We start from the raw sequence: 12,808 nt of genomic DNA, 5'->3' as shown, positions 1-12,808 counted from the left end.
CGGGTTACTGATACATCTGCCGAATCACTTTCTTATCCAGTTTTCCCACGCTGGTTTTGGGAATTTCTTGTACAAACTCATAGCGGTCCGGGACACCGTATCTAGGCAGTCTTCCTTGTTCCGCGGCTTTTTTCATGTATTGCTTAAAATCATCCGCACTGACTTTGCCCCTGAATTCAGGTTTAAGCATCACAAGCATCATGGGACGCTCTCCCCATTTCTCATCTGGTATGCCGATGGCCGCGGATTCCAGAACTGCCTCATGCTGGCTCATCAGGTTTTCCAAGTCCAGGGAAGATACCCATTCTCCGCCGCTTTTGATCACGTCCTTGACCCGGTCAGTGATCTGAAGATACCCTTCTTCATCTATGTGACCCACATCACCGCTGTGGAGCCATCCGTCCTGCCAGAGTTCTTTGGTCTTATCCGGGGCTTTGAAATAGCTCTTTGTCAGCCAGGGCGCACGGAAAACCACCTCACCTGCGGATACGCCATCATGAGGAAAGGGTTTGCCTTCTGCATCCAAAGTCTCAAATTCCACCAGAGGAAGGGGAAGCCCTGTTTTGACAACAATATCCAGGCGCGTGTCATCATCAATGTCCGTCATATGGGTCTTAGGGGTGGCAAGGCTGATGATGGGACAGGTTTCGGACATGCCGTAACCCGTAAATATGGTGATACCTATGTCTTCAGCGGCTTTTGCCAGTCCTTTGGAAAGCTTGGCTCCGCCGATAATTACTTTCCAGCGAGATAAATCAAAGTCTTTTACGGCCGGACTGGTGGTAAGCATTTGAAGGATTGTGGGAACACAATGAGAGAACGTGACATTTTCGCTGGCAATAAGTTTCAGCAGCATTTCCGGCTCATATTTTCCGGGATATACTTGTTTCGCACCCAGCAGAGTTGCCACATAAGGAAGTCCCCAAGCATGAACATGAAACATGGGGGTCATGGGCATATAAACATCGTCAGACCGGAAACGCCCCAAGGTATCATATGAAGCAAGAGCAATGGACACGGAAAGCGTATGAAGAACAAGCTGCCGGTGGGTGAAGTGGACACCCTTGGGATCGCCGGTGGTGCCAGTGGTGTAAAAGGTTGTCGCTTTGGTGTTTTCGTCCAGATCAGGAAAATCATATTCAGAAGAGGCATCGGCCAGCATATCTTCATAAACCGTATCTATATCCAGGGATGTGGCGGGAATTTCGTCGTTTTCGGCAATCACCACAACCGTTTTCACAGTTTCCAGTTTTTCCCGGATATTTTCCAAGATAGGAAGGAAATCTGAATTGATGAGGATCATCTTTGCCTCAGCATGATTGATCGTGTAAAGAATCTGTTCAGCGGACAGACGCCAGTTGACCATTTGCAACACGGCCCCCATCATGGGGATGGCAAAAAAAGATTCCAGAAAGCGGTTGCTGTCATAGTCAAAGACCGCCACTGTGTCTCCGGGGTTTATGCCTCGTTTTTCCAAACCGTTAGCCAGACGATGAATACGGTCTTTGAGATCACGGTATGTATATCGCAGTTTGTCTCTGTAAATGATTTCCTGATCCGGCGCATAAATCAGAGGAGTATTTAATAGTTTTTTGATGATCAGCGGATAATCATAATGCTCTCCGGGCGGATAAGTTTTTTCTGTCATGGCCTGCTCCTTTTTTGTTTATTTTTTCCTGCTTGACGTTTTATTCTTACTACATAGCATAAAGCGTGCCAAATTTTTGTTTCTTATAAAAACAAAGGATTACAAAATGGCGTTTAAATTTCTGTTCCATAGTAAAGAAAAAGCTTTGCTATTTTCCAGTTTTGATATAAACTGGAAAATAGTACGGATATAGACAATAACAAATTGCAGATCACAAATCACTTTTATAACATGTCAGCAAAGAAACCCGGCTTTTTCCGGCTGGGGAGGGGGTTCCGTCCGGGAAAAAAAGCCGGGTTTCTCCGAGGTCGGCAAAGAAACCCGGCTTTTAGATCGGCAAAGAAACCCGGCTTTTAGGTCGGCAAAGAAACCCGGCTTTTAGGTCGGCAAAGAAACCCGGCTTTTTCCGGCTGGCCGGGGATTCCGTCCGGGAAGAAAAGCCGGGTTTCTCCGAGGTCGGAAAAGAAACCCGGCTTTTAGGTCGGCAAAGAAACCCGGCTTTTTCCGGCTGGGGAGGGGGTTCTGTCCGGGAAAAAAAGCCGGGTTTCTCCGATGTCCTCCGTACAGCCCGGAAACTTTTTGATCTACTGATTATCAATTATCAATTCATCAGAGGGAAGCATGACAACAGATGAAAAACATTTTTTTCGTGAAGCCACTCTCAGAATCTGTGAGAGCCTGGAGATTGAAAAAGCCTTGCATCAGTGTCTTTTGTACATACGCGAATTTATTCCGGCAGAACAGATGAATTTTCATGTTTATCATCGGGATCAGGGCGTCGTTGAAACGGTGGCCCGTGCGACTTCGAAATCGGGCGAGGCCATGTCAGTCAGAAGCCCATTGGCCGAGGAAGGCCGCAGACAGGTTGTGAAACAACGGTCAATTCGTGTGCGAATTATTGACCGGCTGGGAGATGATCCGGTCACAGGCCCGGTCGCTGAAAAACTGAACGCGTCAGACTTATCCGGCGTGGTCATGGATCTTGTGCTGGAAAAAACCATGCTGGGGGTGCTATCTGTTTTCTGCACCCCGGGAAAAAAATTTGATCCCGGACATATCCGGCTGCTGTATCTGCTGAACAAACCCTTTGCCATTGCGCTGACCAACAGCCTGAGATATCGGGAACTGATGAAACTCAGGGACCTGCTGGCCGATGACAACCGTTATTTACAGGATGAGCTGCAACGCCTGACCGGGGAGGAGGTTATCGGATCAGACTTTGGCCTGAAAGAAGTCATGGAAATGGTGCGCCGGGTCGCGCCGCTGGACAGCCCTGTTCTGCTGCTCGGGGAGACCGGTACGGGCAAGGAGGTGATCGCCAATGCCATTCATAAGTCATCACTTCGCAAAGACGGTCCTCTGATAAAAGTGAACTGCGGGGCCATCCCTGAAACACTGATGGACAGCGAGCTGTTCGGATATGAAAAAGGAGCGTTCACAGGTGCGCTCTCCCGAAAACGGGGGCGTATTGAACGCGCCCACCGCGGCACTTTGTTTCTGGATGAGATCGGAGAACTTCCTGCCGAGGCCCAGGTAAGGCTTCTCAGGGTGCTTCAGGAAAAGGAAATTGACCGGGTCGGCGGTACTGCCCCGGTAAAAGTGGATATCAGGGTCATCGCGGCCACCCATCGGGATTTGGAAGGAATGGCAGATCAAAAAAAATTTCGGGCGGACCTTTACTTCCGGCTCGGGGTGTTTCCCATCCTCATTCCGCCGCTCAGGGAACGGAAAACAGATATTCCCGCGCTGGTACAGCATTTTATTCTGAAAAAATCCCGTGAGATGAAGCGGGCCACAGTTCCCTCTCCTGCCCCGAACGCGCTTGACCGGCTCATGGCTTATCACTGGCCCGGCAACATACGGGAACTGGAAAACACGGTGGAACGTTCCCTGATCCTCAACCCGGGGGATGTGCTTCTTTTCAAAGAAGTCAGTGCCCGGGTAAAAAGTGCATTCACGATGAGAAATGTTCACAATCATATGAAAACAGAAGAATCAATGGAACTGGATGCTGTGATGTCCGGGCATATTCGGCGGGTCCTTGACATGTGCGGGGGGCGTGTGGAAGGTGAGCGGGGCGCGGCCCGGGTGCTGAACATTCATCCCTCCACGCTGAGAAAACGGATGAAAAAACTGGGGATTCCCTTTGGACGAAAAACAGGGAAGCGCATAAGTTCAACGATTATCAGCTAAAGCCAATGGGGCAAATTACCTGACTTGACTGACCTCGTTCTTAAACTCCGATTTTGATCTCATTACCCAAACTCCGGGTTGAAAGCAAGAATAAATGATATATCCCGGCGTGTTTATCCGGAGTGCAAAAAGCGTGTTTATCCGGAGTGCAAAAAGCGTGTTTATCCGGAGTGCAAAAAGCGTGTTTATCCGGAGTGCAAAAAGCGTGTTTATCCGGAGTGCAAAAATTTCATTTTTGCATGTGCTAAAATAAAATTTCAGCACTCCGGATGGAAAAAATGCTGAAAATGAAATTTCAGCACTCCGGATGGGAAAAATGCCGGGAAATTTATGGACAGCTACATTCAGCGATCATTGATTGCCGATAAAATATAAACAAGCACAGACGGTGGGTTTCGCTTCGCTGCACCCACCCTACATTCTCCTGAACCGGGTATATTATTTATTTCGAGTTCCCTTATCACCTGATTTCCCTTTTCCCATTATTCAGCTTTTGTGTTTTGGGGATGAATTTTGTTCAGAAAAGCCTGGACATTTTGTTCTGTCCATTCCTGTCCTTCAGGGGTTGTGATGTGTTTTTTATTAAGCATTTCAGAAATTTCTGAGGGTGAGTGCTTTCGGCTCATGGCTTCAATCATCCGGGTCAGACGGTGGGCATTTGAGGAGCGTCGCTTTCTTTCAAAACGTCTGTCAGACAAAATTTGCTGGCGTTCAACAAGCCTTTGCAGTTTCTGGTTCTGAGTTTCCAGCCTTTTAAGGGTGTCGCTGTTTTCTCTGATCTGCTTCATCATCTCAATTTGTTGTTCTTTAAGTTCCATAAGAAGCAGTTCGTTTTTTTCATCTTTGGCGGAGTTGTCAAAGCAACTCATAAAAAAAAACAATACGGGAATGCAAAGGAAAAAAAATTTTCTCATTTAATGTATAACTCCTTTAAGTTAGGTATGAGAAATGAAAAATGATGTGTTTATGTTTATTCATATTTATAAATTCAATAAGTTATATAATGTATAAATATTGTTAAGTCAAGATTTTTTTCACTGGATGTTAAAAATGCAAAACACATTCATTTCTTTTTTTTAATGAAATATGCTTTTGTCTGACATAAAAAAGATTTTATATCAGATAGTTGAAACATCAGACCATTGAAACAAACAGTGTTCTTGACATCATAATAATCTTATTATATTATATTTTTTTCATACATGGAAATAAATTTCACTTTTGATCATTATTTCAGAGGAAGGAGAAACATAAAATGTCATTAGAACTTAAACAGACCGTCAGGGAACTTTACTCGAAATTGGAACAATTAAGAGGTTGTCTTTGACCTGTCTGACAAAGAAAAACGATTAGCGGAAATTGAAACCATTATCGCCAAAGATGGTTTTTGGGATAATCCTGACGCCACCAAATCTTTTTTGAAAGAGCGCACGTTATTATCCGGAAAGATCGAAAGCTTTCACAAGCTTTCCAACGACCTTGAAGAAAGTGAAATTCTGCTGGAGCTTGCCACAGACGAATCTGACCCGGAAACCATCAAAGAGGTTCATCAGGAAATTCAGATAATTGAGAAACGGATAAAACAATTTTCACTTGACCTTATGCTGGACGGTGAGGACGATGAAAATAACGCCATTATTTCTATCAACGCAGGTGCTGGCGGAACCGAGGCCCAGGACTGGGCGGAAATGCTCTTCAGAATGTACACCCGATGGGTCGAGCAAAAAGGGTTTAAGAGCAATATTATTGACTTTCAGCCAGGTGACGAAGCCGGAATTAAGAGTGTCACGTTTACAGCAGCCGGTGACTATGCGTATGGGTATCTGAAAACAGAAACAGGCGTCCATCGTCTGGTAAGAATTTCACCTTTTAATGCGAACGGAAAGCGGCACACGTCTTTTGCCTCAGTGTTTGTTTATCCTGAATTTGATAACCAGATTGTGATTGATATTGAGGAAAAGGAACTGCGTATTGATGTTTTCAGGGCCAGCGGTGCCGGAGGTCAGCATGTAAATAAAACAAGCAGCGCGGTTCGTATTACCCATCTTCCGACCGGAATTGTTGTACAATGCCAGCAGGAAAAATCCCAGCACAGAAACAAGGATATGGCAATGAAGGTTCTCAAAGCCAGACTGTACCAACAGGAAAAAAATAAGCAGAATGAGAAATGGCAGGAAATGCACAACAGCAAGGATGATATCGCCTGGGGCAGTCAGATCCGCTCTTATGTTCTGCATCCTTACCAAATGGCAAAAGATCATCGGATCAACCTTGAAATCGGTAATGTCAGCAGTGTCCTTGACGGAGGAATTGATCCGTTTATAGAAGAGGTACTGCTTTCAAAGAAATTTTAGTAATACATGACCAAATAAATTATGGAGGGTTCCGGATTCTGCAACCCCCTTTTATAAAAGGATTTTCGAAAATTTCCACCCGTCATAATTTATTTGGTCAGGTAGTAGTATCTGTCTGCGGTCCGTTGTCAGTTGCAGCGGACCATTTTACAAATGACAAATCACGAACCACAAACCACGAATCATAAACCACAAACCATAAATGACAAATCCAATTGATATAATAAGTGAATTTTACAAACCTGGTTCCAAAGCTTATGAAATTCTCGTTCAGCATAGTGAGCATGTCGCTCAAAAGGCTCTTGACGCAGCCGCCAAAGTGAGCCATCTCAACCCTGATCTTAAATTTATTGAAGAGGCGGCCATGTTGCATGATATCGGAATTTTTATGACAAATGCCCCGGGTCTGGGCTGCACAGGCCAGCATCCATATATTTGTCACGGTTTTTTAGGGCGGGTGATTCTTGAAAAAAAAGGACTGCCGAAACACGCGCTTGTGTGTGAGCGTCATGTGGGGGTCGGGATCACTGTCAAAGATATCAAAGCCCGACATCTTCCGCTTCCTGTTTATGATATGGTTCCGATTTCAACAGAGGAGCAAATTGTATGCTATGCAGATAAATTCTTTTCCAAAAATCGGGATTCAGTTGCAAGTGAAAAGTCTGTTGACGATATTAAGCGTGAACTTGAGCCGTTCGGGCAGGATAAGATTACGAAATTTCAGTCATGGAGGGAACTGTTCGGATGATGAAAAAATCCTGTAGGAACGGCATATTTATAGCATTGAGAGGTTTGCCAATGTTCATAAAAAAAATCCGGAATCAAAAAAGGGGTTAGTCAGTCTGACGAACCCCTTTTATAGTTTTTCAGAAAAATAATTTCACAACATAAGTACCTGTGCAAAAGTTTTTAATATTTTCCGATCTGAGAATAAGCAGACAACAGGCAATGAGATTTATAAAAAACTTTTGGTGAGGTACTTATTTATCAGGCAATACCTGCTTTTTTTCGTAATTTTTTCATGACACAGATCACTTTTGTCGCATCTGTGAGATATTTTTCAAATGCTCCGACTACTGCGGAACGCAGATCGTCGAAAGTCGGGAAGTATTTCAGATGCGTGGCATCTCTTTTGGTATTTTTCCACAGTTTTTCAATCGGATTTTTGTCGGGAGAGTAAGACGGCAGTATGTAAACAAACATCCGTTTCCTTATTTCCATCTCTTTTCTGAACTCGTTCACATCTTTTCTTCTGTGATACGGAGCGCCGTCTTCGATAAGAAAAACCGGACAGCAACAGCCGCTCAGAACCTGTTTTAAAAACTTCATATAAGAGTCTCCGTTGAATTTTCCGTCACATTCCTCATATACAAAGCCTCCTCCTCTGAATTCGACAGCTCCGAACATTTTCAGTCCTTTCCGTTTTCCGCACGTTTTTACCACCGGCTGCTTTCCTTTCGGAGCCCATGTCCTTGCCAATGATCCCCACCGGGCGAATGACACCTCGTCGGTAAAAAGTATCCCCCCCTTCATCTCATCCGCTTTTTCCAGAATTTCCGGCCATGTTTCCTCATCCCGCTGTTTCCTCTTCCTGCGATGTTTCTCATCATCCGACCTGTCTGAGACAAATTTTGCCTTCTGACACGTCAGTCCGATACTTTTCAGCAACGTACTGACATATCTCGGATTACATGTGACATTGAATTCTTTCCTTATGACTATGAGAATCATCGCCGAATTCCAAATTCCGCAGTCAGATCCGTATTTCCCAGGTCCGCCTTCGACAATCCTGTACAACTTTCTTTTCTGTTCTCCGTTCAGCTTCGGCTTACGTCCTTTTCCTTTAGAATGCATCCGTCCCGGCCATGAAAATCTTTCCCACATAAATCGTTTTAACCAGTTGAAAACCGTTCTGACGGTGACACCGAGGAGCCTCGCTATGTTCTCAGCAGGTTCCTCTTCGTAAATCAGCAGCAGAGCCTTCACTATTTTATAAAGTCTGAGATTATTAAGACGTTGGGCAATGCCGAGTTCTTTTTTCAGCCGTTCCACAGTTTCCCTGCTGACTTTTAATTTCATATTTTCTGATTATAACGGATTTAGGGGAGGGGCGATCAAGCCCTGTAAGGGCGGCATATTTGTAGCAGCAGATTTGCGGACTCCCTGCCAAGCCCTTACAGGGCTCGGCCGCCCCGGCATGACGGATGCTACAAACATGTCGCCCCCCACAGGGCTTTGCCGGCCCTCTCCTAAATCCGTTATAATCAGAAAAAAATGATCCGGACAGCGGAAAAAAAGGCCATTCGAATACCGGAGAGCGGAAGGATCTGACGGAACGGTTTATCAGGCTGTTCGGAAAAGAGCGGATAAAATCCGTTATCGCCGACCGTGAATTTATCGGGAATCTGTGGTTTCTGTGGCTGAAGGCTAATAACATAGGTATTGTCATCCGAATCAGAGAAAATCAGAATGTCACCAATTCCCGAGGAATTTTCACACGGGCATCTCAGCTTTTCCGTGATCTGAAAACCGGAGAAAACCGTATTCTCAGAGGTCTTCGGAAAATAGGAGATGCGGAAGTTTACGTCTGCGGCATAAGACTGCCGGGCGGAGAATTCCTCATTGTCGTAACCTTCGAGGCTCCGGGGAAAGCTTTGGAAACATATGCCAGACGGTGACAGATTGAGACTATGTTCGCCTGTCTCAAAACCCGGGGATTCAGATTCGAATCCACTCATCTCAGGATTTTCGGGAAGACAGACAAACTGCTCGGAATTGTGGCAATAGCTTTCGTATGGGTTTATCTCATCGGTGACAAATCGGATGAAACAAAGCCTGTCACTCTCAAAAAACACGGCTAGCGCGTAAAAAGCATTTTCAGACTCGGATTTGACCATCTCAGACGCGTTCTTCTCAATCTGAGCGAGTATGCTGATGAATTTACTGATGCGATTCAAGTTTTCTCCGTTTCCTCTGAATATTTCTTTAAATTTTATGACTTATGCCACCAAAAGTAAATTTTTATCCGGTATATGATTTTATGATTCTGATTATAACGGATTCAGGGGAGGGCCGACCAAGCCCTGTAAGGGCAGCATATTTGCAGCATGAGGTTCGCAAGCCCTCCCACCCCGATTAAGAAGTTACGGGCGGATCCGGAGTGCAAAAATTTTATTTTTGCACTTGCGAAAAAGCATTTTTCGCACTCCGGAAAAATTCGCCTCCTATTAAGACAGCAGCATTGCCCCGCCTCGCCCCCGCGGGGCTTTGCCTGCCTCCTCTAAGTCCGTTATAATCAGATTTTATTTATGTAAAGCCTTATTGCTTTGGCTCTTGTTCCGTGTGGGAACACATAACGATTTTGTCATTGTAGCTACCCGAACCCTGATTCACCTGATTTGAGGATTGGCATGATTTTTGTTTTTGCCTGCGGCTCATGCCAGGAGACTGCCGGATGCTATTTACAGGTGTTCCCCGTTCGGAAAATACTTCTCCGAAACAAAAAATAAGCCTGCGGAAGGAGCAACTGGAGAAATCTGCGGGCACGGAACAGACCAGGATTGTGATGGCCGTGAACTCACTGTTGAATCCGCGGTTCAGGTTGTCAAAGGGATTTTGAAGAGATGTTATGAATCTGCAATTTTTTTCAACATTTTGATTATCTCAGGAAAATTCTCAAAAGTAACCGCCAGATACTCCAACTCAAAATTCTGCATCTGACGAATCACCGCTTTACTCCAGTCTGTCAGTGGTCCGCACGCACATTTCATCCCTTCCGCGCTTACCTGATCTGCGAACTCTCTGAGCTCGTCAAAAATAAGCGTCTCTCTGATATCTTCCCATTTTGCAATAAATTCATTCTCAAGGATTTGTATGAGTTCCGGGAGCCGGGCGGCCATCTCAGGGGAAATAGTATCCTCGGATACAATGTCTTCCGCGGTTTTCTTTTCAGCGACAGACGGTCTTTTTTTAACAGTATGAGGCAGATGCCTCTTCAGTTCAAAAATCAGTTCAGCTTTGCTGAGGGGTTTCCTTACATATCCGTCACACAGGTCTCTTATTTTGTCTTCCGTATCTTTCATGGCTGAAGCAGTTACCGCAATTACCGGGATATCTTTTAACGTATCATCATTTTTGATGATCGCCGTGACTTCGTAACCGCTTCTGTCAGGCATTTTCATATCCATCAGGATAAGATCAAAGCGGGGCGTGAGGCGTGAGGCGTGAGGCGTGGGATTGTGAGCGTGAGGACTGCCGAGCAGCGACAGAGCCTCTTCGCCGTTTTCCGTCTCGGTTATGGAAAAAGGAGCGTCTTTCAAAAACTTTTTTATTACTTCCCTGTTAAAACGAATGTCATCAACAATCATAATTGACGCGGGTCTGAATTCGATTTCTGAATGAATTCCATCTGATTCTGAAAAAATTTCAGTGGGATTTAATTCTTCGGACATACAGACATTGGAAAAAATAATCCGGAATATGCTCCCTTGGCCCACCTCACTCTCAACAGATATCTCCCCGTTCATCAGTTCGGTCAGTTTCTTTGTTATGGCCAGTCCGAGACCTGTCCCGCCGTATTTCCGAGCTGCCTGACCATCCTGCTGACGGAAGTTCTCAAAAATCAGTTCCTGCTGATTTTTGGGAATTCCGATGCCAGTGTCCTCAATTTCGAAGAGCACATTTGTTTTCAGGACTTCCGAGACCTGCTTCTGTCCTGAGAACTGATAAGTCTTTACTGATACCTTCACATATCCCCGCGATGTGAATTTTATCGCATTTCCCACCAGATTGATCAGAATCTGGCGAATTCTTATCGCATCCAGAAGCAACGCCCTGGTTATTTCCTGGCCCACATCCAACTTAAATTCTAACCTTTTTTCCTGAAATTCTCTCAAAAATAACAGATGTATTTCATCTAACACAGTTCTGATATTCAAAGGTTCCGGGCAGATTTCCAACCTGCCTGCTTCAATTTTTGAAAGATCAAGAATATCGTTGATTAAAGCTAGCAAAGCATTTCCGCTGGATTGAATGTTTTCCAGACAGTTTTTCTGATCCGGATCATCATTCTTATCCAGCAATATCTCACTGAAACCCAAAATCGCGTTCATAGGAGTGCGGATTTCATGGCTCATGTTGGCAAGAAATTCACTTTTTGCCCGGTTAGCGACTTCGGCGGCTTCTTTGGCCTGTTTCAGTTCGATCACTGTTTTTTCCAGTCCTTTGTTGGCTTCCGCAAGTTCGGCCGTTCGCATGGCCACCTCCTCTTCGAGATGATCCCGATGCTCCTCCAGTTTATGATCTCTCAACTGAATCTGATTCAGCATTTCATTAAATCCGTCTATCAGTGTGCCCAGTTCGTCATAACTCTTCTTTTCCGCACGAATGGTATAGTTCTGCCTGGCGGAAACAACTTTTATCGTCCGGGTCAGTTCCAGAATAGGCGTGGAAATAATCCCCTGAAGTCTTGAAGAAAGGTAATACGCCAGAAAAACAGAGAGCAGTATGACAAGCCCGAAGATCAGCAGATACCAATTCATGCGGGAATGGAATTCTTTCATGTTTGCCCGGACATAGACGATTCCCATAATCTCGGAATCAAAAACAATCTCCTCAAACACATCAAAATAATCATCAAAAAGCGGGTACCCTTCCAGCAGACCCTGATCCTCTGTTTTTTTTAATTCGGAAATTTTTTTGCTCTCTTCTCTCTCTGTATTGGGCAAATCATCCCCCATGTCTCCTCTTTTATAATATTCAGCGAACGGATCACCTGTCGAAGTATATATCCCGGCAAAAACAATATTGGGTTCGACACGCAGGGCTGCCAGCGTCTCCTCCGCGGCAATATGATCATTGAAAGTGAGTGCCGCGACACTGTTGCTCCCGATGACTTTGGTGAGTGTGGAAAGTTCCTCCATCATGCCGTGCCGAAATGTGAAGACTTCGTTCACCAAGAGGAACACGGACGCCAGCATCAGAACAATACAACTTGTCAACATACTTAAAGAAATCAGCTTTTGTCTGATCAAAAAATAACGAAAGGTTTTCATGATTAGTTTCCTTTTTTTTCAGGGGGCTCTTTAAATATTCTTGCAAGTTTCAGCAACCTGGAGCTGATTTTGAGATGAGATCGTTTTGCAGCCTCCGGGTTGATTTCAAAACGGATTTTATTGCCCATTGTGAAAAAACGGATGATTCCGCCGCGTTGTGCGAACGCCTCTGTGTCGCTGACTGTCAGACAGGGCGTGTCTTTTATGTCTGACAGTATTTCCTGTAAATTTTTATCTCCCGACGGACTGATAAAAAGGATATGACATCCCTTTGCCTCATTGGTATCCTGACAGTGCCTGATTAAAAGTGTTCTTCCTCTGATGACTTTATTTTCTATGGTTTTCAGTGCGTCTCCGAAAATATCTTTGCCAAGGATGCAAAGAATCACAGGGGTATCAGGACGTTCAAACGCATGGGCCGGCCATTCCACAAATTTGGCAAAATTGTAGAGAAACGTCGCTTTCACAACGTATTCTGATGATTTTACAGTTTGTGATGCTGTATTCAGGGGTATAAATATCATTAGCCACAGATAAACCAAATATTTTCGACGCATTCA

9 protein-coding genes are annotated in these 12,808 nt (G+C 44.8%); 3 read left to right on the top strand and 6 right to left on the bottom strand.

Annotated elements, in window-relative coordinates:
• Positions 1–4: 4 nt before the first annotated feature.
• Complete coding sequence (locus tag dnm_RS11190; protein WP_207682731.1) at positions 5–1,648, bottom strand: fatty acid--CoA ligase; 1,644 nt, start codon at positions 1,646–1,648, stop codon at positions 5–7.
• Between the two features lie 621 nt (positions 1,649–2,269).
• Between dnm_RS11190 and dnm_RS11185 the strand changes: the two genes are divergently transcribed.
• The gene (locus tag dnm_RS11185) at positions 2,270–3,841 is read left to right on the top strand and encodes a sigma-54 interaction domain-containing protein (RefSeq protein ID WP_207682730.1); all 1,572 of its coding nucleotides are present in this window, start codon (positions 2,270–2,272) and stop codon (positions 3,839–3,841) included.
• A 482-nt stretch (positions 3,842–4,323) separates the two neighbouring features.
• Here the strand turns inward: dnm_RS11185 and dnm_RS11180 are convergent, their stop codons facing one another.
• Positions 4,324–4,755 carry a recombinase family protein gene (locus dnm_RS11180; RefSeq protein ID WP_207682729.1) on the bottom strand — a complete coding sequence of 144 codons (432 nt, stop codon included), beginning with the start codon at positions 4,753–4,755 and terminating at the stop codon, positions 4,324–4,326.
• Between the two features lie 341 nt (positions 4,756–5,096).
• Here dnm_RS11180 and prfB point away from each other — a divergent pair.
• Positions 5,097–6,195, top strand: a protein-coding gene (prfB, locus tag dnm_RS11175; protein WP_207682728.1) for a peptide chain release factor 2 whose coding sequence is annotated in 2 segments (ribosomal slippage) — positions 5,097–5,165 and positions 5,167–6,195 — 1,098 coding nt in all. Because the reading frame shifts where the segments join, the coding sequence is not laid out codon by codon here.
• Between the two features lie 202 nt (positions 6,196–6,397).
• Positions 6,398–6,943, top strand: a complete 546-nt coding sequence (locus dnm_RS11170; protein ID WP_207682727.1) for an HD domain-containing protein — start codon at positions 6,398–6,400, stop codon at positions 6,941–6,943.
• A 239-nt stretch (positions 6,944–7,182) separates the two neighbouring features.
• Here the strand turns inward: dnm_RS11170 and dnm_RS11165 are convergent, their stop codons facing one another.
• From dnm_RS11165 to dnm_RS11150, 4 genes are all read right to left on the bottom strand, one after another.
• Positions 7,183–8,274 (bottom strand): IS630 family transposase, encoded by a 1,092-nt coding sequence (locus dnm_RS11165; RefSeq protein ID WP_207682726.1) that lies wholly within the window; start codon positions 8,272–8,274, stop codon positions 7,183–7,185.
• 185 nt (positions 8,275–8,459) lie between these two features.
• On the bottom strand, positions 8,460–9,152 hold the full coding sequence (locus dnm_RS31785; RefSeq protein ID WP_207682725.1) for a hypothetical protein: 693 nt from the start codon (positions 9,150–9,152) through the stop codon (positions 8,460–8,462).
• Positions 9,153–9,821: 669 nt separating this feature from the next.
• Positions 9,822–12,248 carry a sensor histidine kinase, YfiR-like protein-associated gene (locus dnm_RS11155; protein ID WP_207682724.1) on the bottom strand — a complete coding sequence of 809 codons (2,427 nt, stop codon included), beginning with the start codon at positions 12,246–12,248 and terminating at the stop codon, positions 9,822–9,824.
• 2 nt (positions 12,249–12,250) lie between these two features.
• The gene (locus dnm_RS11150) at positions 12,251–12,805 is read right to left on the bottom strand and encodes a TOL_0243 family YfiR-like periplasmic protein (protein WP_207682723.1); all 555 of its coding nucleotides are present in this window, start codon (positions 12,803–12,805) and stop codon (positions 12,251–12,253) included.
• Positions 12,806–12,808: the final 3 nt, after the last annotated feature.

Source organism: Desulfonema magnum (genome assembly GCF_017377395.1).
Lineage (GTDB): Bacteria > Desulfobacterota > Desulfobacteria > Desulfobacterales > 4be13 > Desulfonema_C > Desulfonema_C magnum.
Note: the sequence above shows the minus strand (reverse complement) of the source record. Positions and strands in the feature narration are given on the sequence as shown.